22 protein-coding genes are annotated in these 26229 nt (G+C 45.9%); 7 read left to right on the forward strand and 15 right to left on the reverse strand.

The window, feature by feature from the left end:
* Window positions 1-48 precede the first annotated feature (48 nt).
* The gene (locus tag Q1A08_RS14595; RefSeq protein ID WP_299774180.1) at window positions 49-921 is read left to right on the forward strand and encodes a LysR family transcriptional regulator; all 873 of its coding nucleotides are present in this window, start codon (window positions 49-51) and stop codon (window positions 919-921) included.
* Here Q1A08_RS14595 and Q1A08_RS14600 read toward each other — a convergent pair.
* From Q1A08_RS14600 to prmB, 4 genes are all read right to left on the reverse strand, one after another.
* Window positions 890-1789 carry a hypothetical protein gene (locus tag Q1A08_RS14600; RefSeq protein WP_299774182.1) on the reverse strand — a complete coding sequence of 300 codons (900 nt, stop codon included), beginning with the start codon at window positions 1787-1789 and terminating at the stop codon, window positions 890-892. The genes Q1A08_RS14595 and Q1A08_RS14600 overlap by 32 nt on opposite strands.
* A 125-nt stretch (window positions 1790-1914) precedes the next feature.
* Window positions 1915-3117 (reverse strand): MFS transporter, encoded by a 1203-nt coding sequence (locus Q1A08_RS14605; protein ID WP_299774184.1) that lies wholly within the window; start codon window positions 3115-3117, stop codon window positions 1915-1917.
* Window positions 3118-3132: 15 nt separating this feature from the next.
* Window positions 3133-4224 carry a chorismate synthase gene (aroC, locus tag Q1A08_RS14610; RefSeq protein ID WP_299774186.1) on the reverse strand — a complete coding sequence of 364 codons (1092 nt, stop codon included), beginning with the start codon at window positions 4222-4224 and terminating at the stop codon, window positions 3133-3135.
* 102 nt (window positions 4225-4326) lie between these two features.
* Window positions 4327-5217, reverse strand: a complete 891-nt coding sequence (gene prmB / locus Q1A08_RS14615) for a 50S ribosomal protein L3 N(5)-glutamine methyltransferase (RefSeq protein ID WP_299774188.1) — start codon at window positions 5215-5217, stop codon at window positions 4327-4329.
* 385 nt (window positions 5218-5602) lie between these two features.
* Between prmB and Q1A08_RS14620 the strand changes: the two genes are divergently transcribed.
* The gene (locus Q1A08_RS14620) at window positions 5603-7849 is read left to right on the forward strand and encodes a methyl-accepting chemotaxis protein (RefSeq protein WP_299774190.1); all 2247 of its coding nucleotides are present in this window, start codon (window positions 5603-5605) and stop codon (window positions 7847-7849) included.
* A gap of 105 nt (window positions 7850-7954) precedes the next feature.
* On the opposite strand, the gene Q1A08_RS14625 is transcribed toward Q1A08_RS14620, so the two are convergent.
* From Q1A08_RS14625 to Q1A08_RS14665, 9 genes are all read right to left on the reverse strand, one after another.
* Entirely contained in the window at window positions 7955-10045 is a 2091-nt protein-coding gene (locus Q1A08_RS14625; RefSeq protein WP_299774192.1) for a prolyl oligopeptidase family serine peptidase, read from the reverse strand.
* Between the two features lie 180 nt (window positions 10046-10225).
* Window positions 10226-11167 (reverse strand): DUF4892 domain-containing protein, encoded by a 942-nt coding sequence (locus Q1A08_RS14630; protein WP_299774194.1) that lies wholly within the window; start codon window positions 11165-11167, stop codon window positions 10226-10228.
* Between the two features lie 81 nt (window positions 11168-11248).
* Window positions 11249-12115 (reverse strand): alpha/beta fold hydrolase, encoded by an 867-nt coding sequence (locus Q1A08_RS14635; RefSeq protein ID WP_299774196.1) that lies wholly within the window; start codon window positions 12113-12115, stop codon window positions 11249-11251.
* Window positions 12116-12144: 29 nt separating this feature from the next.
* Window positions 12145-12633: a phosphohistidine phosphatase SixA gene (gene sixA / locus Q1A08_RS14640; RefSeq protein WP_299774198.1), complete on the reverse strand. Its 489-nt coding sequence runs from the start codon at window positions 12631-12633 to the stop codon at window positions 12145-12147.
* Between the two features lie 85 nt (window positions 12634-12718).
* Window positions 12719-13000: a DUF4389 domain-containing protein gene (locus Q1A08_RS14645; protein WP_299774200.1), complete on the reverse strand. Its 282-nt coding sequence runs from the start codon at window positions 12998-13000 to the stop codon at window positions 12719-12721.
* A 74-nt stretch (window positions 13001-13074) separates the two neighbouring features.
* Entirely contained in the window at window positions 13075-14097 is a 1023-nt protein-coding gene (locus Q1A08_RS14650; protein WP_299774202.1) for an NAD(P)H-dependent glycerol-3-phosphate dehydrogenase, read from the reverse strand.
* A gap of 197 nt (window positions 14098-14294) precedes the next feature.
* Window positions 14295-16217, reverse strand: coding sequence for a molecular chaperone HtpG (gene htpG / locus Q1A08_RS14655; RefSeq protein ID WP_299774204.1), 1923 nt, complete (start codon window positions 16215-16217; stop codon window positions 14295-14297).
* Window positions 16218-16390: 173 nt separating this feature from the next.
* Entirely contained in the window at window positions 16391-16825 is a 435-nt protein-coding gene (locus tag Q1A08_RS14660; RefSeq protein WP_299774206.1) for a PaaI family thioesterase, read from the reverse strand.
* On the reverse strand, window positions 16822-17325 hold the full coding sequence (locus Q1A08_RS14665) for a PaaI family thioesterase (protein ID WP_299774208.1): 504 nt from the start codon (window positions 17323-17325) through the stop codon (window positions 16822-16824). Before Q1A08_RS14665 ends, Q1A08_RS14660 begins: the two co-directional genes overlap by 4 nt.
* A 169-nt stretch (window positions 17326-17494) precedes the next feature.
* On the opposite strand from Q1A08_RS14665, the gene Q1A08_RS14670 reads away from it, so the two are divergent.
* Complete coding sequence (locus tag Q1A08_RS14670; protein ID WP_299774210.1) at window positions 17495-17983, forward strand: hypothetical protein; 489 nt, start codon at window positions 17495-17497, stop codon at window positions 17981-17983.
* Here the strand turns inward: Q1A08_RS14670 and Q1A08_RS14675 are convergent.
* Together Q1A08_RS14675 and Q1A08_RS14680 are read right to left on the reverse strand one after the other, a co-directional pair.
* Window positions 17978-18820, reverse strand: a complete 843-nt coding sequence (locus Q1A08_RS14675; protein WP_299774212.1) for a penicillin-binding transpeptidase domain-containing protein — start codon at window positions 18818-18820, stop codon at window positions 17978-17980. The two genes, Q1A08_RS14670 and Q1A08_RS14675, sit on opposite strands and share 6 nt — an antisense overlap.
* A gap of 204 nt (window positions 18821-19024) precedes the next feature.
* Entirely contained in the window at window positions 19025-20083 is a 1059-nt protein-coding gene (locus tag Q1A08_RS14680) for an alpha/beta hydrolase-fold protein (protein ID WP_299774214.1), read from the reverse strand.
* A 503-nt stretch (window positions 20084-20586) separates the two neighbouring features.
* Here Q1A08_RS14680 and Q1A08_RS14685 point away from each other — a divergent pair.
* The 4 genes from Q1A08_RS14685 to Q1A08_RS14700 are packed head-to-tail and all read left to right on the forward strand — an operon-like array spanning window position 20587 to window position 26224.
* Window positions 20587-21663 carry a zinc-binding dehydrogenase gene (locus Q1A08_RS14685; protein WP_299774216.1) on the forward strand — a complete coding sequence of 359 codons (1077 nt, stop codon included), beginning with the start codon at window positions 20587-20589 and terminating at the stop codon, window positions 21661-21663.
* Window positions 21664-21704: 41 nt separating this feature from the next.
* Entirely contained in the window at window positions 21705-22736 is a 1032-nt protein-coding gene (locus Q1A08_RS14690) for an alcohol dehydrogenase catalytic domain-containing protein (RefSeq protein WP_299774218.1), read from the forward strand.
* 17 nt (window positions 22737-22753) lie between these two features.
* Window positions 22754-24967 carry a PAS domain-containing hybrid sensor histidine kinase/response regulator gene (locus Q1A08_RS14695; protein ID WP_299774220.1) on the forward strand — a complete coding sequence of 738 codons (2214 nt, stop codon included), beginning with the start codon at window positions 22754-22756 and terminating at the stop codon, window positions 24965-24967.
* Between the two features lie 45 nt (window positions 24968-25012).
* The gene (locus Q1A08_RS14700; RefSeq protein ID WP_299774222.1) at window positions 25013-26224 is read left to right on the forward strand and encodes a hybrid sensor histidine kinase/response regulator; all 1212 of its coding nucleotides are present in this window, start codon (window positions 25013-25015) and stop codon (window positions 26222-26224) included.
* Window positions 26225-26229: the final 5 nt, after the last annotated feature.

Raw genomic sequence — 26229 nt, forward strand, 5'->3', positions numbered from 1 at the left:
TCGAATAAATCTTATTCACCCTTTGAGTGAGCACTGGAAATAAGGACTATGGACACACAATCACTGAATGCTTTTTGTGCGGTTGCTGAATTGCGCTCTTTTTCAGCCGCAGCACAAAAACTTCATTTGACCCAGCCCGCGGTTAGCAAACGTATTTCCAGCTTGGAAGAGCAGCTCGACTGTAAATTATTCGACCGAATTGGCCGCACTGTCGATCTGACTGAAGCCGGGAGAACCCTGCTACCACGAGCCAATAAAATACTGATGGAAGTTGAGGAGACCCGACGCCTAATCAGTGACAAAAGCGGCGAGATCAGTGGCACGCTCAATATGGCCACCAGTCACCATATCGGCCTACACCGGCTGCCACCGGTATTACGTCAGTTTTCCCAACAGTACCCCAAAGTAAAACTGGCTATAGACTTTATCGATTCAGAAAAAGCTACTGATAAAATTCTGCACGGACAATTGGAACTTGCGGTAGTAACCCTTGCACCGCAGAAGCACGAGAAGATGATTGCGGAACATATCTGGCACGACCCATTGATCTGCGTAGTTGCCAAAGAACACCCGCTCAACAACGGTAAAGCCATCGAGCTAAAAACTCTTAGTGAACATCCAGCTATATTGCCTGACTTGAGCACTTTCACCGGGCAAATTTTAAAGCGACAATTCGATCAGTTTCATTTACCGCTTGATGTCAGCATGGCTACCAACTATTTAGAAACCATCAAAATGATGGTTTCAATTGGTCTTGGTTGGAGTGTATTGCCCGAAAGTTTGATTGATGGTCCCCTGACATCTATTGAAGTACCTCAGCTTGAAGTCAGCCGAGAGCTCGGCTGCATTTACCATCAGGGGCGCAGCCTATCTAAAGCCGCACAGGCGTTTATTCAGGCTTTGCAGCGCTCGGAAGACTGATCTCCCAAAGGTCATTAGCCTGAGCAGCAAGAGAGTCACCATTACCAGAATAACGGCGTGCGGAAGATGCCGCCTTGCTATATCGGCTGGCCGCTTGGGCGCGATAGAACTTCCATATTCTCGGTTTGGTGCTGGCCTCTAACAGCTGTTTTGCCCTATTAGCAGCACGCTGCCAAGCATTGGCCGCAGAATCAAATTCAGCCAAAGCATCTAACAGCAGCCCTTGTGCTTCTGCCATATTGCCACTGTATCTCGCAAAACGCCTTGCCAGTTTAAGCTGCCCATCTTTTGACATCGCCGCTGACCAGGCCAAAAAGCGGTTTTCCTGATCGGATAAGCTACCGCGTAATTGATCCAGTGCTATGTTTCGGGTCTCTTCATCTTCTTGTTGGCGATACAAATTAAATAACACTAATCCCTGTGAAATAGCCGCAGCTGCTTGCTTATCAACTCGCTTTGCAATCGCAGCGGCGGATTTGGCATCCCCGTTGTTATACAACTCTTGGCTGCTGCTAAAATCCTGCTGCATTGACCACAGCTTCGAATTAAAAGTGGTTTCTGCTTGCTCTAGCTGATCAGCCCGATAGGCTTTGGCTGGTTGCAGGGAAGACAAAACCGTTGGAAAAGCATTCGCTCCCTGCCAATGGCAATAACGGCTTATCTTCCCTTCATTATCGGAACACTGTTCAATTAGCTGGCTTTCCTGCGTTTTACAGGCCTCACCCCAGGCATTCCACAAACCATCGCAGCGACAGTTAATCTTCTGGCACTGCTCTATGTTTTGCGCTGAGACATGCACAGCGCTTGCTAAAAAAAAGAAAACCACTGACTGTGAATACAATAAGGCAGAGCGTAGCTTGGCTGACATAAGAAACCCCCGTACAAAATTCGCCCGAGTTGTTATATTTGTGAACATCCTTGTTGCCGACGGGCAAGACTGTAAATACGCTACTCTTGCCGCCCAAAGACGTCAAGTAGAAGCTGTATCTTAGCTTAATCGAGCCGAGCTTTACGCATGCCCCAATAAGACAGCAGAAAGCCAATTAATGCCGCTCCAGCACAGAAAGCAAAACACCAAAATGGACTAATGTCCCAGAGGTACCCACACAGGATTGCACCTAAAGCACCACCTGCCCCAAAACACATTGCTGTATACAAAGCTTGTCCTTGGCCATGACTACTGTTCGGAAAAAAGCGGTGAACCCACTCGATAGAAACAGCGTGCGCCGCACCAAAGGTTAAAGCATGTAAGCACTGCAATAATATGAGCACTAGCAAAGAATCTACCAGCACAGGCGTTAATAACCAACGCGCCGCCGCCGCTAATAAGGCCGCCCAAAACAGCAGACGAGCACCAAACCGCCTTAGCAAGGCCGGCATATACATAAATAAAATAATTTCGGCCAACACTCCCAGCGCCCAAAGCAAACCAATGGCAAAGCCGGAATATCCATGCTGCTCCAATAACACAGAAAAAAATGTGTAATAGGCGCCGTGACTGACCTGCAGGAAAAATGAGGCGGTAAAAAAGACCCACACTTCACGTCGACTAACAATGGCAAGAAAGCCTGCCCTTGGGGCATTGTCACTGCTTTTATCAAGTACAGAGCGGGGCTGTGCCTCCGTGACCGTTAAACTCGATAACCAAATCGCCAACAACAAAAGCAGCATGGCCATGGGCAGCAAAGCAATAGAAAAGGCATCAAATAAAGCCCCCAAAAGCATAACCGCCACAATAAAACCCACTGAACCCCATAGGCGAATGCGACTGTATTGCTCAGTGTTTTCCGTTAGGTGATCAAGGGTGACCACCTCGAACTGAGCCAGTACCGCATTCCAAAAAAAGCTATAAGCGATAACCACAGCAAACATTGCGAGGTAACTGCTCTGCCAAAAAACACCTAAAAAGCAGAGCGCTGCCAAGCAACTGCCCCAGCGGATTATGCGTAAACGCTGGCCAGTTTTATCAGCTAGATACCCCCAGATATTGGGCGCAACAATGCGAGATATGGCCAGTGCGGCCATGACATAACCGATTTGCTGAGCGGAATAGGACTGACTTTGTAAATACAAAGCCCAAAAGGGAACTAAGGCTCCTAATACCGCAAAATAAAAGAAATAGAAGATCGATAGGCGCCAGTACGGAGTATCCTGACTAGAAGAAGCCGCTGCTTGCGCCCTATACCTATCGAACATTTTGATCAGCGACCTTTAGGCCTGCGGCGGAATGACAGGGATATCGTGCTTTATCGAACCATTCTGTCCACGGTGACGCAGCAAATGATCCATTAACACCAATGCCATCATCGCTTCAGCAATCGGGGTAGCTCGAATTCCCACACAAGGATCATGGCGCCCTTTTGTCACCACCTCAACAGGCTCACCCTGCACATTCACACTGCGACCAGGAATATGCATGCTGGAGGTTGGTTTGAGCGCTATATGGGCGATAAGATCCTGCCCTGTTGAAATACCGCCTAAAACACCACCGGCACGGTTACTTAAAAAGCCTTCGGGGGTTATTTCATCGCGATGCTCAGTGCCAAGTTGCTCAACACAATCAAAACCAGCACCAATTTCAACACCTTTCACGGCGTTTATCCCCATTAAGGCATGAGCTAGATCAGCATCCAAACGATCGAAGATAGGCTCGCCCAAGCCTGGAATCATACCCGTGGCGACAACTGAAATTTTTGCGCCGATAGAGTTACCCTTTAGCCCAGCCATATAAGTTTCCATCTCAGGGACCTTATTTACATCGGGGCAAAAGAAGGCATTGTTTTCGACCTCCTCCCAATCAAAGTTTTCAATTTTAATCGGGCCTAACTGGGACAAATAAGCGCGCACCTGAATCCCACACTCTTGCGCCAAGTACTTTTTAGCCACGGCACCCGCGGCAACACGCATTGCTGTCTCTCGTGCAGATGAACGGCCCCCACCACGATAATCACGCACGCCGTACTTTTGCATATAGCTGTAATCGGCGTGAGCTGGGCGATACAAATCTTTAATATTGGAATAATCTTTAGAGCGCTGATCGGTATTCATAATCTGTAAGCCAATCGGCGTACCGGTAGTTTTACCTTCGAAAACACCCGACAGAATCTTAACTTCATCAGCTTCTTTACGCTGAGTCTCATAGCGGTTTTTACCTGGACGACGACGATCCAAATCACCTTGTATATCGACTTCCGATAGCTCTAATCCCGGAGGGCAACCATCAATGATAGCCCCCAAAGCTAAACCATGGCTTTCGCCGAAGGTAGTTACCGTAAACAATTTTCCGAAACTATTACCGGACATAAGATTTATTACCTTGAACTTTCAATTGCTATGCATACGACTCTAAAAGGTCGTCTTTTATAAAACTAAGGCCTCTAAATCGCTACAGCAGCGAAGGCCCCGTTACTTTATTTGAGTAAGCTGCTCTTTGAGCAGCATAAATACACCATGGCCACCGCGCTCGAATTCTAGCCAAGTAAATGCGACGTCGGGAAATGCCTGTTCAAGTGCTGGCCAGCTATTGCCCACCTCTACAATCAACACGCCGCCATCATTAAGCCTGGCCGCTGCCTCTTTGAGCAATCGACGAGTAAAGTCCAAGCCATCAGCCCCAGAACCCAAAGCAATTTCAGGTTCTTGTTGGTATTCCGCTGGCATAGTAGACAGGTCTTCGGCATTAACATAAGGCGGATTGCTGACGATCAAATCGTAGCGTCGATCTTGCAAGCCTTCAAACAAATCACTCTCGACAGCACGAACGCGATCTTCCAGTTGGTGTCGATGGATATTTTTTTCAGCCACCTTAATCGCCTCAGGCGAAATATCGCTAAGATCCACCTCTGCCCACTCAAAGGCATAGGCACAAGCTATTCCGATGCAGCCACTGCCGGTACACAAATCCAACACTGAATTAGGCGGACTCGCTAACCAGGGCTCAAAACCATTTTCAATAAGCTCGGCTACCGGCGATCGTGGTACCAGTACATGTTCATTAACATCAAAAGACAGGCCACAGAAGTAGGCTTGGCCAGTCAAATAGGCAAGCGGCAAACGCTCGTTTACACGTCGCCCGACTCGCTCAACGATTAGCTCACGTTCGCTCAAGGTTAGCCTTGCTGATAGGGTATCTTTATCGCAGTCCCAAGGAAGGTGAAGAGATTGCAATACCAAAGCTGTGGCTTCATCCCAGGCATTGTCTGTACCATGACCAAAAAACAGCTCAGCTTCGCTAAAGCGCGATGCGGCCCAACGAATATAATCTCTGATAGTGTACAGTTCTTGTTCAACAGCCATTTGAAAAAGGTTCTTACGAGGCAAAGGGGCAACATTGTACGGGAATTGGCGATCAAGCATAAGCTTTTTGACCTGAGTCTCAAAGTTGCCCACAGCCCCTACCCCAGCAAGCACACACTTTTTGTGTGCTCAATAATCCCCTGCTCTACCATAGATCGATCACCGGCAAAGCGTCACTTAAAGCCTCCTCTCAGCTTGTAAAGCCCCAGCATTTTGCTAAACCTTTAGATAAGGTATCAATCTGGGGCAGTAACAAATGATTGGTTTTATACCCTTCAATGGAATGAACTGCCCGCCCCCACCTCGGATCGCTCGGCATCATTCATAACCGGCTTGCCCAAGCGGCAGCCCTGTAAGAGCTTATGCCAAGCCGGAGGGATACCTCGTGTTAAAACTAGGCTTTAAAAACAAAATCCTTAGCAACCTTCTACTTGTTGGCCTGCTGCCCGCATTAGCCGTCGCAAGTTTCGCCCTTTTTCAAGCAAGTGACTCTTTAACACAGCAAACCTTTCGGCAGCTAGAATCTCTGCGGGAAACTAAAAAAGTATCCGTTGTTAACTATTTAAATAATTCAGCTCAACAAATTGCCTCCTTGAGTCGCAGCGAGCTAATTGTTAATGCCACCAAAGAGCTCTCAGAGGCCTACGACGATATTCGCTCACCCGATAGTCAATCAAGCCAGCTAAATAATACGCGTGCAGAGCTGGCCGAATATTACAGCCGACACTTCCTGCCTAAACTCAAGGAGCTTGAGCCAAACAACCAAGTGAATGTGGACGATTTACTGTCTCCCCTTTCAGCCAATGCCATTGACCTTCAACAGGCTTATATCAGTAATAATCCCAACCCAGTTGGTAATAAGCACCTACTGGATGAGGCCAATATCTTTTCGGACTACGATAATGCACACAAAAGCATTCACCCTTATCTACGCGATTATCTAGAGCGTTTTGGCTACTACGATATATTTCTTATTAATTCAGCGGGTGATGTTATTTACTCGGTATACAAGGAGGTGGATTTTGCGACGTCATTACTTAATGGCCCATACGCCAACAGCGGCTTAGCTGATGCCTTGCGCAGCTCCGAGAGAGCCAATGAACGACAGTCGGCAATTTTTATCGACTTTAAAACCTATCTTCCTTCTTTTAACGCGCCAGCAGGCTTTATCGCTCAGCCGATTTTTTCCCAGGGCGAGCGCATCGGCACCTTAATTTTTCAATTCCCTATCGACAAGCTAAACGCCATTATGACGGAACGCTCAGGGCTTGGCGAAACGGGAGAAAGCTACCTCGTTGGTCCAGATAATTTGATGCGATCAGACTCCTATTTAAGCCCTATCGACCATTCGGTAGTAGGCTCTTCTCGAAACCCTGGGAAAGGTGCGGTTCAAACTCAGGCTACCGAACTTGCTGCACGCGGGCAAAGTGGTGCCGAAGTTATTCGGGATTACAATGGCAATCCAGTGCTGTCGGCGTTTTCACCACTGGGTTTTGACGGACTTAACTGGTCGATTTTAGTTGAAATCGATGAGGCTGAAGCCATGGCCGCAGTTGATAAATTGCAATTACTGTTAATTGCAACGGTACTCCTGTGCGTTGTACTCATCGCGATTGTCGCTTGGACCTTAAGCAACTCAGTGATGCGCCCCTTGGGTGGCGAGCCAGAAGAAATGCAAAGCATCACGCAAAAGATCGCCGATGGCGACCTAACCATCAAAATGAAAGAGATCGACAGCCACGAATGTGTTTATGGCTCCGTACAGAATATGGCTTCAAATTTAAGAAAGATCATCAGCGAAATAAACAGCGCCTCACAACGGCAAGCCTCTGCGGCAGAAGAGCTAGCTACGGTCACCAACGTGACCAGCAGCACGATCACTAAGCAATCAGAAAAAACCCAAAGCGTTGCTGCCTCTGTGCAGCAAATGTCATCGTCAGTTAATGAAGTATCCAACACTACCGAGTCGACTGCTCAGGCAGCAAATGATGCTCGCATTCAAGTTAATGCCAGCTCTACCGCCGTAAATGATGCGGCAAAAAATGTAAGGGCCATGGCCAACTCAATCAGTGCCGGCCAGAAGAAAATCGAAACTCTACAAGCCAACACCGATGAGATAGCTGGCATATTGCAAACCATTACCGGCATTGCCGATCAGACTAATCTGCTCGCACTCAATGCAGCAATCGAAGCAGCAAGAGCTGGCGAGCATGGCCGAGGCTTTGCCGTAGTTTCTGAGGAGGTACGCAGCCTAGCAGGACATACACAAGCCGCTACCGAACAAATATCGTCGGTTATTGAAGGCTTAATTTTAGCCGCAAAAGAAGCCGGCAATGCCATGAATGAAAGCGTGGATCTGGCCAATCGTATTTCTACGGAATCTACGGAAACCTCAGAACGATTACAAGGCGCTGCGAATGCGGTAGACCGAATAGCCGATATGACCTCGCAGATCGCATCGGCCTCTAACCAGCAAAGCCAGGTCGCCGAAGAGGTCAGCAAACGCATCGATGAAATCAATATTATGTCGGCCGAATCTGGAGGTTCAATAGGCCAAATTTCAGCGGCCAGCGAAGAGTTAGCTGGTCTATCAAGTAAGCTGCAGGGCCTAGTCCATAAATTCAAATACTAAACGTATAGAATTTAAAATAAGTGATTAAAAAAGGGGCTTAAAAAGCCCCTTTTAAATCTACTACTAAAACAAATTTTACTGAACGGCGTATAAGCTGAGTATCTACTACTTAAGCTGGCTTAGTAGATAGGCATAGGCTAGCGCACTAAGCTCGGCGCGCTGCTTAACATCTGCCGCACCCGCATGGCCACCTTCGATATTTTCAAAGTACAACACGTCGTGACCTTGGCTTTCCATAAGTGCCACCATCTTACGAGCATGACCTGGGTGTACTCGGTCATCACGAGTCGACGTGGTAAAAAATACTTTAGGGTATTTTTTATCTTTGCTGACATTGTGATAAGGCGAGAAGGTTTTAATGAAATCCCACTCTTCAGCAATATCTGGATTACCGTACTCCGCCATCCAGCTCGCGCCAGCAAGCAGCTTGTTATAGCGCTTCATATCTAATAGCGGAACCTGGCAGACCACAGCATTGTAAAGATCTGGACGACGGGTAAAGGCATTACCCATTAACAAACCACCGTTACTACCACCTTGAATACCCAAGTGCTTTGATGAAGTAATCTTGCGTCCAATCAAATCTTCCGCAATTGCTTCAAAATCCTCATAGGCTTTATGGCGATTTTCTTTCAACGCCGCTTGGTGCCAAGCGGGGCCGAACTCACCACCACCGCGAATATTCGACAGCACATAGACACCACCCTGCTCTAACCAGTTTTTACCAATGGTTGCTGAATAGCGAGGCAAAAGAGAAATCTCAAAGCCACCGTAGCCGTACAATAGGGTGGGATTTTTGCCATTAAACTTGAGCTTTTTATCCATCACCACAAAGTAAGGCACCATGGTGCCATCCTTGGATTTAGCCTTATATTGCTCAACCTTATAACTAGAGCCATCAAACATGGCCGGCGTAGATTTAATTTTCTCCTTGCCTGTTTTGCCATCGTTAAATTGATAAAGCGTAGACGGCTCGATAAAGCTTGAATAGCTCACTAGAAAATCGTCATAACGATCATCAACATCAACTAATCCAACAACGGCCTTATCATCGAGTTCTAAGCGATGCTCTTGCCATTTGCCTTTCTTTGTTGGCGTATAACGCACTACTGAGCTGCGTACATTATCCAACCAGCTGATCAACAAACTGTTTTTGGTAAACGCCACACCCTTAATGGTTTTCCCAGCACTCGGAGCCTGGAACAGTTTAAAGCTCGCCTTGCCAGCTTTAATATCCGCCAAGCTTGAGTAAAGCAAAGAGCCTTGCTTAAAGCTATTACCCTGGTGCTCCCAATCAGATTTCAGCAAGAGGTAAACATTGCCTTTAAACAAGCCTTCAACATCGGAATCGCTAGGTACATCAACCGCTAGAAGCTTGCCCTCGTTGTACACGAAGGTTTTGGCATTGTAGAAGTCAGTAGCATCGTGAATAAATACGGTGTTTTCGGCACCCTTGCCCATGGTATAAGAAGCGGCGGAAACCGAGGCTTTATCTGCTTCATAAACGGTTTTACCGTTTTTAAAGCCCTTGCCACGATGCCACATTTTTAAAACCCGTGGGTAGCCTGAGTCAGTAAGGCTCTCACCATCACCAAAGTCCGTACCCACAATTAAGGTATCTTTATCAATCCAAGTCAGGCGAGACTTAGCTTCCGGAAGATACAGACCATCTTTAATAAACTTGCCACTGAGCAAATCAAACTCTCGATACTCAACCGCATCCGCACCACCACGTGAAAGCGCTACCATGCATTGGGTATATTCCGGCTGCAGGCAACTCATGCCCTTATAGACCCAGTTCACTTCTTCTTTTTTACCAAGAGCGTCGATATCTAATACCGTTTCCCACTTAGGCTGATCTTTCTTGTACTCAGCCAACGTAGCTCTACGGTAGATACCACGCGGATGCGTAGCGTCCTTCCAGAAGTTGTAATAGTAATCGCCATTTCGACCGGCATAAGGAATGCGATCTTTATTGTCTAAGACTTCCAGAGCATTATCGACCAGGCCTTGAAAGCCAGGATATTGCTTAATTTCTGCAAGGCTTCGCTCATTCTTTTGAGCGACCCAGTCCAACTGCTTTTTGCCCTCGACATCTTCTAGCCACATAAACGGATCTTGCTCGGCGGCAGAAGATACCGCCGCAGATAATGCGCTGACGCCATAAACAATGGCGGCCCCAAGGTATTTATTCATAACATTCTCGCTTCTTGTTATCGCTTTTTTAGACTACATGAAATTATAACGAGGCAAGGTCAAGCCACCTCAGTGAATGCGAGCGTGAATTAGGAACGGAAAGGGTTTAAAACGAGGGAAAGACGTTGAGTAGAGCTGTTTTTAGGCTTAAAAACAGCTCATAAGTTCTAAGCAGGGCTATTAATGTAACAGCAAATCCAATCTAGCCCCTTCTAAACGGGAGTTAAGAGGCGCCAAATTTGCCAAGTTATGAAGCTGAATGCGCCCTTCTGACACTCCCGCCGCCAACAGGCCAGCCTTCAAGGTTTGCAACATCGTATCTGCTTGAGCTTTAGCCGCTGGCTCTGTATTTGACCGGGAACTAGGCAAGGCATAGGAATGGCCGACAACATCCAACTTAGCTTTAGGGTGGTCTCGCATCAACTCTGATATCAGCTTTAGCCAAGCCGGGAGCAATGCCCCCTGCTGATCCAGTTGACCCGTAGATTGACTTAGTCTTAGCAAGCCCGTGCTTTGCCACTGCTTCCAAACTTGCTCTTTACTGGGTAGCACCGCCGTACCAGCAGGATCACTTGCTAGGCTCAGTAACTCCTGCTGAAGATAAATACGCTGATTACCACGCCTGACCAAATACAACAGTGCAAAATGATCCAGCCCACTCGACTGCCAAAAGTAGCTGCTTAATCGCTGAGAGTCTTCACGCCCGTATAACTGGTAGATATTAAAGTATCGATTGGCCCAATTATTACTCTGGCCACAATCACGTCCGAGACAGTTGAATAAAAGCTGGGCGCCTTGTTTTTTCAGTAGCTGCTCATAATCCCTGAATAAACCAGCCTCACTGTTCTCGGCTCTAAATTCTAATGTACGACGTCGCAGCTTTCCCTCAAGTTGGCGCGATTGCTCTGGCTGCCACAAACCATCGATGCGCTCTATAGGGCCTAGGGGCAGCAGCCATTGCTGCGTCTCAGCTTTTGAGTCGTAGACTACCCGGCTCACTTTGCTATTTTCAGGATCGATCCAGTCTTGAGCCTGCAGGTTGCCCACATACAACAGGCTTAGCAAAAAGCTAAACACCAAGCTAAGATGGTTTTGTTTTGCCGACACTTTTAATATATTCATGGCGTCCCTTTCTGGAACTGCAGTTTAAGTTTAGAACCGCAGTTTGAGTTTAGAGCTGCAATTTGGGTATCAAACCGAAGCCTAGGGCTCTAGAATAGCATCCATTAGGCGTGCAATATCAAATTGATGCTCTTCCATGTGAAGAAAATGCCCACCATCAAATAAATGCTTCTCGATATTGCTAATTTTACCTAGCAAGCCCTCTTGCTTAGCGATGTACTTTTGCAAGCCCAAGCTCGCTGCGATTAAACAACAGCTGGCGGAAATACGCCCCAAAAAAGCTTCAATTTGCTCCTGACTGAGTTTAAACGCCGAAGCGGACATCAATCGTGGATCGCTACTCCAAGTATAACCACCAGCGACAGGCTTAATACCCCGCTCGACAATCAGGCGAGCGGCCTGCTCTGAAATCTTGTGCATGCCTTTTTGTCGAGCAACTATAGCCGCATCGGCATCGTTAAAAATACTTGTTGCTCTATCCTGTCGACGGGCCACATCGACAATTGATTTAGCCAATTGGGCTGGAGAATCTTCCGCCGATATTGGCGGCGGTGCTAAAGCATCAATTAAACCTAAGCCTTTAATTCGCTCTGGAAAGGTCCCCGCTGCCAGTGCTGCGATAATAGCGCCTCTGGAATGACCAATCAGATTAAACTCTTGCCAACCTAGGCTATCAGCTATCGCGAAGATATCTGCAATATCTTGCCAAATGTTATAGGCTAAACCAGGAGCTATATGGGAGCTGTGACCATGCCCTGCGGTATCCAAAGCGATAAAGTGGACATCCTCTAAGTGATTGCTCATTGGCGCAAAGCTGGCACTATTATCCAGCCAGCCATGAATCGCCAGAACTTTTCGACCACCTGGCTTGCCCCATTCTTGAGCCGCAATCACACGGTCAAAAACATCGAAGTGTATATCTCGACCACGACTTAACTGCTCTTTCATGTCATGCCTTACGTTTTGAATTTTTATGACTACGGCTGCTGCAAAGACAGCAAGTCCATACAGGCTGGCAAACAGTCTTCACCTTCTAAGCAGGCTAAGGCACTGGTTCCCATCATATATCGCCCAGGACTCAGATCTGCCAAACTATTGATTAACTGCCCCACCAAAGGCTGATGGCTCACACACAGTAAATCCCGCTGGCTATTGCTAGCAAACCACTCTGATATTTTCTGAATAGCCTGATCAGGCGCACTTTCGGAGCGTAGCTCTAACCAAGGAGACTGATAAATCTTTTCTATTGAAGCTGCATCAAAAGCTAACTCTTTGGCAGCAATTTCGGCAGTTTGCTGGGCCCTTACATAAGGACTGCTCACAATAGTGATAGGCCGTTCGGCGCCTGCTAAAAACTGGCGAACAATAGCTTGGGTTTCAGATCTTCCTCTTTCGGTTAACTCCCTTTCGGCATCAGTTGCAGCCTGATATGAGGCCTGCCCATGCCTTAATATATACAAGCGCATTTCACCTTTCCCCGTTACCTGGCAAGCTAAATAAGGTAGCTATTATTGCATTGCAGCTCACTACTATACCGTAGTATAAATCCAATTAAGATGGCCAATCACGAAATGGAAAGGGTTTTTCTTCACTCGCAAAGCTCAGAAACAACCAAGATTGCAGTACAAATTCAGAAGTGGATTTACTAACAGCTAGAAGTGACTTATTAACGGCTCCCGTAAACAACACAATGATAAATTGCACCAATACAAAAGCAGTCAAAACCACAATAGCCAGCTTCAAAGCTAAAGCGAAAATCACCATAAAAGCGAGACGTAACCAGATCTCGGCGCCCAATAGTGAATATTTATGCTCGTTTGGGGAATCACTCATATCGCACCTTTTGATTTTCGTCTTAGTGTTAAAAAAGATTAAATTATCTGACCTATCAATTACGCTTGAAAGAGTTAAAAATCTTTTTGGGAGTATTCAACATCAGTATTTTGTTCGCCGCCCATTAGCTTGTCAGCGACATCAGCTATACTGTAGTCTTCAAATAAAATACCATGTAAAGCGCTTGCCAAAGGCATATAGACATCAAGCTCATCGGCTTTTTGCTTTACCAATCGCAAGGTATTAACACCTTCCACGGCTTGCCCAATATCACTTTCCGCCTGCTCTAGAGACTTACCCTGAGCAATCGCCATACCTAAACGATAGTTGCGGCTTAAATCTGAAGTGCAGGTTAAAATTAAATCGCCTACTCCGGCCAGACCTAAAAATGTCATAGGGTCGGCGTCCAGATGCTTAGCGAAACGCCCCATTTCAGCCAATGAACGAGTCAATAACATAGCTATAGTATTGTGGCCACAGCCCAGGGCGGTTGCCAAACCGGTAACGATGGCATAGATGTTTTTCAGCGCACCGCCAAGCTCAACCCCATAGCAGTCACTATTGGCATACAAACGGAAGGTACTGGAACACAGCAATTCTTGAACACAGGCTATCAACTCATCATCCGAGCTGGCAATCACTGAACCGGTTTGTTGATGGGCAACAATCTCTTTAGCAAAATTCGGCCCACTCAAAACACCGATGCGGGCATCACTTAATTCTTGCTCCAGGACTTGGCTCATCAAAGTAAAACCAGTAGGCTCAATACCTTTGGTGGTACTGATAACCATTGTTCTAGCTTTTAGAAGCGGTGACACTAAACGAGCCACCTCTCGAAACGCTTTACTGGGTATGGCAATAAAGACCACATCGGCGGCGCTAACAGCTTCAGCAAGGTCGGCCGTTGCACACAAATTGTCGCTTAATTTATAGCCGGGCAGGTAATCACTGTTTTCACGAGCCTGCTGAACTTTAGCAGCCTGCTCTTCGTTTCGCATCCACTGAAAGGTTTTATGGCCGTTAGTTGCCGCGATGTTAGCAATGGCTGTGCCAAAACTGCCGCCGCCAAGAACCGCTACCTGTTGTGGTGTTGTCATAACGCCTTACCAACCTTTTAACTTGTATTTTTAAATACGAGCTTATTGCTTGCCCGCTTTTAATCAGCCGCTGTCATTGCGATTTTACTCGCGAAGCCACGCCACTGATCTCTAGTATGTCGGTCATTTTTATGAAATACACCCAATGCATAAACTCGCATTGAGTGCATTACAACAAAAGCTACTATAGCAAAAGCTTAGTGGCTTAGCTCTAACAAGAGTTTATTGAGCTTTTGCACATAATTGGCAGGGTCTTCCAATTGCCCACCCTCAGCCAAATTGGCTTGGTCAAATAAAATGCCCACCAGATCAGCAAAGCGATCTTCATCGGCTTCCTGATCCAACTTCACAACTAGCGGATGCTCAGGATTAAGCTCTAGATTCGGATTGCTATCTGGAACATCTTGTCCGGCTTGCTCTAATAAACGTCGCATCTGAGCACCCATATCGTGTTCATTGACCACCAAACAAGCCGGTGAATCGGTCAAACGGTGGGTGATGCGCACTTGATCCACACGCCCTTCCAGAGCAGCTTTGGCGCGCTCGATGAGAGACTCAAACTGCTTTTCCGATTCTTCTTGAGCTTTCTTGTCTTCTTCACTTTCCAGCTCACCTAGATCTAGGGCTCCTTTACCGACATCCTGGAATTGCTTACCTTCAAATTCCATCATATGGCTCATTAGCCAATCATCTACACGATCGCTTAGCAGCAATACTTCAATACCCTTCTTACGGAATACCTCTAAATGAGGGCTGTTTTTCGCGGTATTGAAATTCTCAGCAGCCACATAATAAATTTTGTCTTGGCCTTCTTGCATACGCTCAATATAGGCCTCAAGAGATTGATCTTGATCGGCTTTATCTGTGTGGGTACTCGCAAAGCGAAACAGCTTAGCAACTTTCTCTTTATTGGCGAAATCTTCCGCCGGGCCCTCTTTTAGCACCTGGCCAAACTCAGTCCAAAATTCAGCGTATTGCTCAGGCTCTTTGCTCGCCATTTTACTCAAGGTGTCCAATACGCGCTTGGTCAATGCAGAACGCATCGCATCGATATTTGGGTCTTTCTGCAAAATTTCGCGACTAACGTTCAATGATAAATCGTTAGAATCAACAACACCTTTTACAAAGCGCAGATACATCGGCAGGAACTGCTCCGCATCATCCATAATGAAAGTGCGCTGCACATATAGCTTTAGGCCACGCGCTGCTTCACGGTTATACATATCAAAAGGCGCTTTGGCAGGAATATACAGTAAGCTGGTGTAATCCAACTTACCTTCTACCCGGTTGTGGCTCCACTTAACGGGATCTGCAAAGTCGTGGGAGATGTGTTTATAAAATTCCTTGTACTCTTCATCACTCACTTCACTACGAGAGCGAGTCCATAAGGCCGTCGCGGTATTAATCACCTCATATTCTGGAGCGTCTGCGCTATCAGTCTTTTCTTCACCATCTTCCGCAGCCGGCGATTCTTGTTTAAGCATTTCCACTGGCAAAGAAATATGATCAGAGTATTTTTTAATTACCGAACGTAAACGCCAGTCATCAGCAAACTCATTGGCATCGTCTTTTAGGTGCAAGACAACTGTTGTGCCGCGCTCGCTTCGATCGATATTTTCAACGCTAAATTCCGCTTCGCCGTCACATTCCCAGTGCACGCCCTGCTCGCTGGATTCCCCAGCTTTACGGGTAAAAACTTCAACCTTATCGGCGACAATAAATGCCGAATAAAAACCAACACCGAACTGGCCAATCAGCTGTGAATCCTTCTTTTCATCACCGGAAAGATTCGAAAGAAAGTTAGCTGTACCTGACTTAGCAATGGTGCCTAAGTGCTCGATCACATCGTCACGGTTCATACCAATGCCATTATCAGCAATAGTGACGGTTTTAGCCTCTTTATCAAATTCAACTCGAATTTTTAGCTCGGCGTCATTTTCATACAGATCACCGTTCGACAGCGCCAAAAATCGCAGTTTATCGGCCGCATCTGAAGCATTAGATACCAGCTCGCGAAGGAAGATTTCCTTATTGGAATACAAAGAGTGGATCATCAAGTGAAGCAGCTGCTTGGCTTCGGTCTGGAATCCCATGGTTTGTTTTTGTGCATCAACGCTCATCTAAGCATTCTCCTTGGTCAGTCGAGTCACCATTAAGGTGTATAAACCCTGTTATGGGGTTCAATTTCGACTTTTAAAGGGGAAGAAGAGCGGATCAAAGAGATTCTTTGCAAGGGCCCCTTCTTTATTTAAGAGGCCCCTTCAAGACAAGATAAGGGTGGCTAAAAATCGCCTCAATCGACTAAAAAGTGAGCTCTCGCAGTGGCTACACTCTCATCGCGTGTTTTATGCCAGCAATTTACCGAGACATTCACCAGTTTACGCCCCTGGCGCACAACGGTGCACAGCGCATAAAGGGGTTCAAGCCTCCCAGGGCGTACATAATCTACCGAAATATCCACGACTTTAGGTGTCACCTGAGTAGGCAGAGTCATCATCAGGTGCAAACTGGCCGATAGCTCCAGGAAGCCACCGATCGCCCCACCATGCAGAGCCGGCAGGGTTGGGTTGCCTACATTACCCTTGCTTGGAGGCAGCACAAAAAATAGTTCATCACCCATATTGTGGGTTTCGATGCCAAGCAGCCTGGCGTATGGAATTTGTTCAATAATTAGCTCAGGTTTCCACTCTGCTCTGGCCTGCTCACAAGCTTTTGAAATGGCACTCATTCGTCTATCTCCACAGCATCGAGGAAGGGTCTAAACTGTTCACTTAAATTCTTCAAAACCTCCTCATCTAAGCGAATAAAGTTAGCTATACAGTGGGCAACGGGGCGATCTTCCTGGCCCTTGGTGTAAGCACGCCCGCGGGCAAATAAGACACTTTGTGAGCTACGATAAACATCAGCACGGGCATAGATATCCTGACCCGGCTCTGCCACTCCCATATAGTCGATGCGAAGATCCATGGTTGGTGTCAGACCAATATCCTCCAAAACCGACGCACAAGCCATACCACAGCAGGTATCCAGCAAAGCGGTAATAGCTCCACCATGCACCACTCCGGTATCTGGGTTGCCGACTAGGCGCTCGCTATACGGTAGGCGCATTTCACAGGCACCCGTCTCCATATGGGTAAACTCCAAACCTAGCTGATGGAAGTGATCGCCTTTATTGGCAGTTACCATCAGCTTACTGAGCTTTTTAACTAAAACGATATCAACGGCCATAAGCCTAGTTATTCCTATTTTGGCGCTCAAGAGATGAGGCAGCCGGGCTGCCTTATTGTCGTATCAGAGTATAGCGAGTTTTATGCCCTAGCCCAAAATGACTTTTGGCACTGATTGCCGTTTTCTTAGCTTTGTAAACTGAGCCCATACTGAAAACGAGGCTAACAATATGAATATACTAAGCGGCACCCCAGTCTGGGTATTCCCTTTATTTGTACTATTACTGACTTTCTCCGTTTGGCAAAGCCGAGCGAGAAGCGCTAGCCTAAAACAGCTGGCGATACTGCCGTTGATTTTTATCTCTGTTTCACTCGTTCGATTAGCCAACATCGATCATTTATTGAGCGCAAACTATCTGCTGACACTGCTTGCAGCTGCGGCTTTGTTCACAGCGATGAGAAGCACCAAGAAAATAACACGAGATGAAAACAGCTCAAAACTACTGCTTGCAAAGGATTACTTGCGGGGGATCGGTATAATGCTAATCTTCTGCTGCCAATATTATTTGGCAGCGCGTCATGCCATTGTCGGGAGCGTCTTGAGTTTTAGCGAGTACACAATGATTAGCACTGCACTCGCAATTGCCACCAGCCCAATGCTAAGTTCAGTTATAGCCGCTGCAATTTTGCAGCAAAGGGCGCTAACGGTCCGTCTATAAGAGCCCTATACCTCTAAGTTGAGAAATCAGCATAGTTTTGCGCGCGCCCTGTAAAGCTTTAAAACTATTCGCTTCCATATTAAGGGCAAAATAGTAATTGGATTTCGCCGATTGTAGATAGCCAACATACCAACCTATATAGCGCCCTTTTCGAATTGGGCCGCCACCTGTTTTTGCAAACAGTTTAACATCAGGTCCAAAAGTTCGAATGGCATTGGCAAAGCTCTTACTCTCTTTTTCAAGGTCAACCTCCATAACCCGATTAAAGATCGTAAAAGTTTCATCTTTCAGTGGCAGCTCGTGACGTGCCAAGCGCCTAAGAAAACACAGCTGCTCTACAGCGCTAATCTGTAGACTCCCATTAAGCCAAAAGCTATCTAATCCAGAGCTTATATCACCATTCCCATAGTGAAGGCCTTGCAAGCGTGCACTCATCGAGTCTTTCCCAACATCAAGGGCTAATTGACGGTATAGCGGTAGCGCCGAAGCATGGAAGGCCTCACGAATACTTAATGGAGTTTGATACCAACTTTGAGGCCACCATTTCTCAACAGGGTAGCGATTCTGGTTAAGTTTCAAAGTATGGCTGGGGCCTGTGATGAGCCCTTCTTCTAAAGCAATGAGAGTATTCACAACCTTAAAGGTTGAGTAAGGTGTGAAACGTTGCTCAGCTCTTTGACGGTTACTGAAGTGAAATTTACCGTCAGCTTCACTTAGCAGCACAAAACTGCAGGATTCATCGCAAGACTTATCAGCCACTGATGTTTCAGATATCGCAGCCTGTGAGCACAGGCCACATAGCAGAACCAGGATTCCTATTAACTTAAGTTGCAACATATTGGATCATTACCGAGCCGTGCAGCGGCGCTCTTCGTATTAGTTGATCAAGACAAACGAACTCTACCTTGTACTCGGATTATATGACACTACCATGACTAACAATAGAAAAGCGTTACAGGCGAGGAGGCCTGCCCCAGTGGGCTGCAAAGTGAACATTAAGCAAAGCTGCAACTAAATCAACATAGGGGCACGACCTGAATTCTACTTTGCTCCACAAAACTCGATTTTGCTATCCATCTCACATAATGAAGCTCGCATTCTCTCGCCACCTTGCTGATAGTTATTTGCCAATAAAAACTGGGCAATCTCTACCATTGGCTTGAGTGAGTGGCCTTGTTGTTTTACAAAATAGTTTAGCACAGGCTGCAATTTGGCCTGCTTATCTGCATCCTCAGAAATTGCATAGGAAGCTGCCAAACGCTGCAATGTCTCCATCGGTATATCTTCAGTAAACCCATACTTCTCTAGCAGCCCATTATAGTGGGCTTGCAGGCTTGCCAAACCTGCCTTCTTCACCTCTCTGCTTGGATTCCAAACAGCAAAGCTTTTGCTCAAGGCAAAGCGAAGTGAGGCATGGCGTGTAGTACTGTGACTTTCTTCAGGGAAGTGCTTAGAGTTAAAACTGCCCTCAGGCAAAGTGGCTAACTTTTTCGATATTTCTTGGAAAGGACTCAACATATGCTCACCCTCATCAGCCATGGTCAAGGTTAATGGCGAGCGTCCATTAGCGTCAAAGTTTTCTGCCATAATCAGCTTACTTAAATAAGCATCATCTAAAGAGGGACTAAAAGCATAAAACTCATTAAAAGCCTCGCCGTCATGCAGCCACATATCGACAGTAAAACGCCCAGCATTTGAATGGCCGGACAAAATACTATAAGGCGCTGTACGGTAGTTTTCCTTCACATAAGGTAACAGCTCACTCAAAATGAACTGGTAAAAATTACTTCGCTCCTGCTTACCAGCGGGCTTGAGCTCGGGTCCTCGACCTTCAATACCCACTACAATAAATTCAGGCAGTGAGCTTTCCAACATCGACAAAGTAGCTGCTGCTGGAAGCGTATCCCATTGACCGTGTAATAAATAGATTACCGGGTATGATCTAGTGCTCTTAGAATAGGAATCGGGTAAACTGATTTGAAGCAATCGATCATCTCCAAGAGCCTTTGACGGGATTACTACTCTTTGTGCGTAACTTAATGAATCCGCCATAAGACTATTGGCCACTAAAGACAACAATAACACCAAAATATTTTTCATTTTACCCCTCAATAATAAGCTTCTACTTTCTATTATTTCGAATTTTCAAAGTTGATTGATCTCTCTAGATCCCTGGAAAGCTTTTCAACTTGGCCAGTTAATCATACAAACATATACCAATGCCAGGTCAATTAGTAGCACTAAGCCGTAAATTACGATCAGTTCAAATCACAGCAGCTGCAAACTCTATCAAAAAAGATAATGAAAGCTCTTAAAAGCCCAAAACCAACTGCAGCCCCATGGTATTTCCACAGGGTAACTGCGGATATAAACCACAGTAAAATAAGCCAAAAATCGATTTTGACATAAATTTAATCCGTCCTATATTTTTAATAATGGACATTAATTTTGGCTATGTCATAAACCTCAATTATCGATCCATAGTTTGTCGAATCAACTAATTTGCACATGGTGTTTTCGCAACTTTTTATGATTCAACTCACAGATTTTTAGACATTATAAATTCTTAAAAAGTAGCCTGGATGCAGCTTAGGGAGCAAGAAATGACACAAACGATGAAAACATTTGTCATGCAGGGTATTGGCAATGTAGAAACGATGGACAAGCCAGTACCTCACGCTCCGGGCCCACTAGATGCTATCGTACGCTCCACTGCCGCTATGATTTGCACTTCTGATTGTAATACGGTTAATGGTGCCATTGGTGAACGCTTTAATCACACCCTAGGGCACGAAGGTACTGGCATAGTTGAGCAAGTCGGCAGCGGAGTGAAAACTGTGAAGCCGGGTGATAGAGTTGTCGTCAATGCAATCACTCCCTGTTATCACTGCCACAGCTGCCAATCTGGTTACAGTTCTCAATGTGGCGATGAAGCTCTTGGAGGGTGGAAGTTTGCCAATACAAAAGACGGCACCTTTGCTGAACTCTTTCACGTTAATCGCGCTGATGCAAATCTGACAATAATCCCCTACTCCATCTCAGAGGAAGTGGCAATTTATACGGCCGATATGATGCCAACTGGCTTTGGCTGCGCTGAAGGTGCAAACATCCCCAAAGGCGGAACCGTCGCCGTATTTGGTGTTGGTCCCGTGGGTTTAATGGCTCTGGCAGCCGCACGCCTTTTAGGGGCAGGACAGGTTATTGCAATCGACAAAATTCCACAACGACTGGACTTTGCCCTGGAGTACGGAGCTGATGCCATCATTAACTTTGAACATGAAGATCCCATTAGCGAGATCATGAAAATCACCAAAGGCAAAGGTGTAGATTCCTCACTGGAATGTGTTGGAGGCCCCAAAGCTTTCGGATGGTGCATAGAGGCAACAAAGCCAGGTGGCACGGTTTCCAACTCTGGCTACCACGGCAAAGGTGAAACGGTACCCATCCCAAGAGAAGGCTGGGGTGTTGGCATGGCTGACAAAACCATAACAACGATGCTTTGCCCTGGCGGAAAGGAGCGAATGCAACGATTGCTAAGACTCATTGAAACAGAACGAGTCAACCCCACTATGCTCACGACTCACCGTTTTGAGTTTGACGAAATCGGTAAAGCCTTCCACATGATGATGAAAAAGGAAGACAACATAGTCAAACCAATTATTTTCTTTGATGCCTACTAAACGCCATCTTAACCAAACCACACTACCAAATGGAGCGTCAAATGAGCGAGACTTTTAGAAAGGCATTCACTGAATCTGACACTTTTTCAATTCGCGAAATATCCCATTATCGTGAACTCGAGCCCCTCGATGCCGTAGTCAAGGTAGATGCAGCCTTACTGACACAGCTAGAGCTTAGCTCTGACGCAAAAATTCAAGGTCTAGGCTCAGCCGCATGCGGAGTCATCACGGAAATCGGTGAAGAAGTTAGCAGTTTTAGCGTTGGTGACAAAGTAGTGTTTAATGCAAATATGCCTTGTTATGTTTGTAATGATTGCCAGCGTGGTTACTCGTCAAACTGCCAACGCACCAGCGTTCACCACGAGGCTGGCGGCTGTATTGCGGAATACATGTTCATTAACAATGCCGAGGCAAACTTAGCGAAACAACCTGAATCAGTGTCCGATGAATTAGCTTGTTATGCACCGCACCTGCTCGCCAAATCCATGCATGCCATTGATAAAGCCTGTTTACCCGTTGGCTCCATAGTGGGTGTGTCGGGACTCGGTCCATACGGCTTAATGACTATCGCCTGCGCAAATTTAAGTTGTGCCGGCTATATCTTTGCAATGGTAAATGAAGATACACACGAATTAAGATACGCCAAAGAATTTGGCGCTGATAGCAGCATTCAAAACCCCAGCGAGCGCTACGAAGCAATCATGGATTACACCAATAGTGTTGGGTTAGATGCTAGCATTGATTGCAGCGGTACCGCTGAAGGACTTAAAGAGTGCATCAATCTGACGCGCATTGGCGGCTCAATCATCAGAACTGAACACCCCAAAGAGGCCGATGGAGAGCTGTTAGAACTCATGCTGGCCGCGCAATCCAAAGATATCAACATACAGAATGTCAACTGCCCTACTGGCAGTGAGAACTATAGCCGAATGCTACGACTGATCGAAAAATTGCGTATAGATCCAAGTATGTTAACCACACACCGATGCGACTTCGAGCAGCTAGAAGAATATCTTCCCACTCTTAATAGCAACTCTGCAGAGCATGTAGAAACCGTCCTAATTGAATTTTAGGAATTTAAGGCAAAAAAATGTCTTCCACACCCACTAGTAGCTCTACAGTTGACCATGCAGATACTGACTCTGAGTCGTATTTGGCTGATGCCTTGCAGCAGAAAGAGGAAGAAATCGCTCAAAAACACCAACAGCTCAGTCGCCTTAACGAGCAAGTGAAGGGGCAAAGAATTCAACTACGAAAAGAGTCTTCCGAACGAATCAATACTCGTAAAAAGCTCTTAAGCGCTTATGGAGAGTTGGAAAAGCGTGTTGAAGAGAGAACCGAAACTCTAGAAGAGAACAAGCGCACACTCACCGCCTTGGTTGAGCAGCAAGTGGGCGACATTAAGAAAACCAACCTAGCTTTGCAGCGTAGCGAAAAAATATACGCCCTAGCACAAAAAGCAGTAAACATGGGGAGCTGGGAGTTTATCAAATCAGATCAGAAAATGAGATGGTCTGAAAATGTATACTCTATGTTTAATATCGAAGAAGGTGCTTTTGACAATTCAATTGAATCATTTTTTGACATTATCTACGAACATGACCTCAACAAAGTAAAGGAATTTTTCACGCTAGAAAGAACACAAACTACAGAGACTGGAGTTGAGTTTCGTCTCAAGAAAAAAGGCGATGGTGAAAAGTGGTTTTTACTGAACGGCGACTCTACCAGCGACCGTGAAATAGATCTAATTGGCGTATTTCAAGATATAAGCAAACGCAAGCTCAATGAGCTAGAGCTTGACCGCTACAGATCCCACCTAGAAGAGGAAATTTCAGCGGCCACTCAAGAGCTTACCGAGAGTAATGACGCTCTACAATCAGCAAAAGAACAAGCCGAAAGCGCCAACAGAGCTAAAAGTCAATTTCTGGCATCCATGTCTCATGAACTCAGAACCCCCCTTAATGCCATCATCGGATTTACCGAAATCATATTGCAAGGCAGAGACCTGAGCGACGAAAACCATGAGTACATGAGTATTGTGAACCAAAGTGGAAATCACTTGCTTGCTCTAATCAATGAAATTTTAGACCTATCGAAAATTGAATCCGGCAAGACTACACTGGAAAAAGAAAACCTAGAGCCCCGCAATTTCATACACTCGCTCTGCATGCTTCTTACTAAAAAAGCTGAAAAGAACAATACGAGAATCAAATACGATATTTGTGATTCAGTACCGGCATACATCTACGCAGACACAACTAAATTACGTCAAATCATCTTAAACCTAGCCGGCAATGCCATTAAGTTTACCCATGATGGGTCAGTCGACATTAATGTCAGCGCAGTACAAAGCGACGAACAAGAAGTGAAGCAACTTCGTTTTGAAGTCATCGATACCGGACAAGGTATTCGACAAGATGAAATCGCCTTGCTGTTCAGCCCATTCGTGCAGACTGAAAGCGGATTGGCAAGTAAAGAAGGCACCGGTCTAGGCCTAACCATAAGCAAAAGCTATGTTGAACTTATGGGAGGCGAAATAAAGGTAGGGTCTGAATATGGCAAAGGCAGCAATTTTAGCTTCACAATCACACTAGAAAACCCAGATGACGAAGCTGAATTCAAACATCGAACTCGGGAGCAAATGTTTGTCAGCGGGCTAAAACCCGGCCAACCATCAAAGAAAATCCTCATCGTAGAAGACGAACCCAACAACACCAAGCTTTTGAGCAGCCTAATGGAACGAGTCGACATGGAGATTCACAGTGTTGTCGACGCCGAGTCAGCTTTAGAGCTTGTTCCTACGCTAATGCCCGATCTTATTTGGATGGACATAATGCTGCCAAAGATGAACGGATGGGAAGCAACTAGGCGAATTCGAAATATGGGGCTTAACAAGGTTCCCCCCATCATTGCTGTTTCAGCGAGTGTGACAGCAGAAGAAATTAGAAACGTGCAAAGCTCTGGCTGTAACGACATCATCCTTAAACCCTATAAGGAATATGAGATCTATGAGGCAATGCGCAGCTATCTTGGACTGGAGTTTGTTTACCCAGAATCAGATGAAATCGAAGAACAGGCGGCCACTACAGACAGCACCGACTTAAGTAAACTGCGCAGCATGCCGGAACCCTGGATCACTGAGTTCCTCGAATCTCTACACTCAGGAAATATAGATCACCTATCCGAGATGACGAAAGAAGTAGAATCTTCGGATAGTGAACTTGCAAGCTCTGTACAAGAGCTTCTGGATCAATTTGAGTTTGAAAAACTGATAGATTCGCTTGAAGGCTGTACCACGATATAGCGAAGAACGTACTATTACTAAAACTTGGCAAGTAGATTGATTGTTATGAGTGACGAATGTTTTGAAATACTGGTTGTGGACGATAACCCCAACAATCTAAAACTGGTCAGAAAGCTGCTAAGCGAGAGAAACTACAAGGTTAGGATTTCCACTAGCGGAGAAATGGCCCTAAAATCCGTCGAGTCATCGATACCCGACCTTATTCTCTTGGATATTACCATGCCAGGTATGAGTGGATTTGAAACCTGTCAGGCATTAAAAAGTAAAGCAGAAACCAAAGATATTCCAGTCATTTTCTTGAGCGCTCTAAAAGAAGAAAACGATATCATCAAAGGTTTTGAGGTAGGCGGAGTCGATTTTGTTACTAAGCCATTTCGCTCAGAGATCCTGCTGGCCCGAATTAAGACGCACACCACACTTAGCCATCTTCAAAAAACGCTCAGCAGTAAAAATGAGACTCTTGAGAAGAATTATCAAGAATTACAGTCAGCGCAAGAGCATTTGATCCGCTCACAAAAAATGAGCGCATTAGGAAAAATGGTTAAGGGAATCTCTCATGAACTAAACACTCCTATTGGGGTATCCATTACCGGAGTTTCTGCACTTGAATCTTCAACCAAGCAGATAATGAACTCGCTAAACAAGGGTGATCTTACCCAATCTGAACTGCTTAATTTTCTTTCCGAAACTAACAACCTCAATACGACAGTGCTGGGCAGCCTAAGAAAGGCTGTTGATCTTGTTAACTTTTTTAAGCAGGTATCGATAGAGGAGCATCACGATGCGAGCTCTAAGTTCAACCTGTATCGCAACTTTGATGATTCGTTTAGTGGTTTTAAAAAGGCATTCGAAGAGCGCAATATAGTCGTTAAGAACGAAATTCCATGCAATCTTGATATCACCAGTTTTCCGGGCATTTTTTATCAGATTTACAACAATTTGCTTAACAATGTATATTTACATGCCTTCGAGAGAAAAAGAGAAGGAACCGTTCTTCTAGGAGCCGAGAAACAGCAAGACAGTGTGCTAATTAGGTTCGAGGATAATGGCCAGGGAATGGATGACGATGTTCAAGAGCAACTTTATGATGCTTTTTTTACCACCAAGAGAGGACAAGGCGGCACTGGACTCGGCATGAATATTGTCTACACCTTGGTAACAGAAAAGCTCGCTGGCTCAATCGACTTAGAATCAAAAGTTGGTAATGGCTCCCGATTCACGATAAGCATCCCACAGGATACTCTAGCCGAAGCATAAAAAAA

Source organism: uncultured Pseudoteredinibacter sp. (assembly GCF_947500695.1).
In the GTDB taxonomy this organism is placed as follows: Bacteria; Pseudomonadota; Gammaproteobacteria; order Pseudomonadales; family Cellvibrionaceae; genus Pseudoteredinibacter.

Bases quoted from the DNA above. Each gene is read 5' to 3' on its own strand.
- Q1A08_RS14680 (WP_299774214.1), bottom strand. From the start codon at position 20,083: ATGAAAAATATTTTGGTGTTATTGTTGTCTTTAGTGGCCAATAGTCTT.
- Q1A08_RS14595 (WP_299774180.1), top strand. From the start codon at position 49: ATGGACACACAATCACTGAATGCTTTTTGTGCGGTTGCTGAATTGCGC.
- Q1A08_RS14625 (WP_299774192.1), bottom strand. From the start codon at position 10,045: ATGAATAAATACCTTGGGGCCGCCATTGTTTATGGCGTCAGCGCATTA.
- sixA (WP_299774198.1), bottom strand. From the start codon at position 12,633: ATGCGCTTGTATATATTAAGGCATGGGCAGGCCTCATATCAGGCTGCA.
- Q1A08_RS14645 (WP_299774200.1), bottom strand. From the start codon at position 13,000: ATGAGTGATTCCCCAAACGAGCATAAATATTCACTATTGGGCGCCGAG.
- aroC (WP_299774186.1), bottom strand. From the start codon at position 4,224: ATGTCCGGTAATAGTTTCGGAAAATTGTTTACGGTAACTACCTTCGGC.
- Q1A08_RS14635 (WP_299774196.1), bottom strand. From the start codon at position 12,115: ATGAAAGAGCAGTTAAGTCGTGGTCGAGATATACACTTCGATGTTTTT.
- Q1A08_RS14650 (WP_299774202.1), bottom strand. From the start codon at position 14,097: ATGACAACACCACAACAGGTAGCGGTTCTTGGCGGCGGCAGTTTTGGC.
- htpG (WP_299774204.1), bottom strand. From the start codon at position 16,217: ATGAGCGTTGATGCACAAAAACAAACCATGGGATTCCAGACCGAAGCC.
- Q1A08_RS14675 (WP_299774212.1), bottom strand. From the start codon at position 18,820: ATGTTGCAACTTAAGTTAATAGGAATCCTGGTTCTGCTATGTGGCCTG.
- Q1A08_RS14695 (WP_299774220.1), top strand. From the start codon at position 22,754: ATGTCTTCCACACCCACTAGTAGCTCTACAGTTGACCATGCAGATACT.
- Q1A08_RS14685 (WP_299774216.1), top strand. From the start codon at position 20,587: ATGACACAAACGATGAAAACATTTGTCATGCAGGGTATTGGCAATGTA.
- Q1A08_RS14660 (WP_299774206.1), bottom strand. From the start codon at position 16,825: ATGAGTGCCATTTCAAAAGCTTGTGAGCAGGCCAGAGCAGAGTGGAAA.
- prmB (WP_299774188.1), bottom strand. From the start codon at position 5,217: ATGGCTGTTGAACAAGAACTGTACACTATCAGAGATTATATTCGTTGG.
- Q1A08_RS14600 (WP_299774182.1), bottom strand. From the start codon at position 1,789: ATGTCAGCCAAGCTACGCTCTGCCTTATTGTATTCACAGTCAGTGGTT.
- Q1A08_RS14630 (WP_299774194.1), bottom strand. From the start codon at position 11,167: ATGAATATATTAAAAGTGTCGGCAAAACAAAACCATCTTAGCTTGGTG.
- Q1A08_RS14665 (WP_299774208.1), bottom strand. From the start codon at position 17,325: ATGGCCGTTGATATCGTTTTAGTTAAAAAGCTCAGTAAGCTGATGGTA.
- Q1A08_RS14690 (WP_299774218.1), top strand. From the start codon at position 21,705: ATGAGCGAGACTTTTAGAAAGGCATTCACTGAATCTGACACTTTTTCA.
- Q1A08_RS14670 (WP_299774210.1), top strand. From the start codon at position 17,495: ATGAATATACTAAGCGGCACCCCAGTCTGGGTATTCCCTTTATTTGTA.
- Q1A08_RS14700 (WP_299774222.1), top strand. From the start codon at position 25,013: ATGAGTGACGAATGTTTTGAAATACTGGTTGTGGACGATAACCCCAAC.
- Q1A08_RS14605 (WP_299774184.1), bottom strand. From the start codon at position 3,117: ATGTTCGATAGGTATAGGGCGCAAGCAGCGGCTTCTTCTAGTCAGGAT.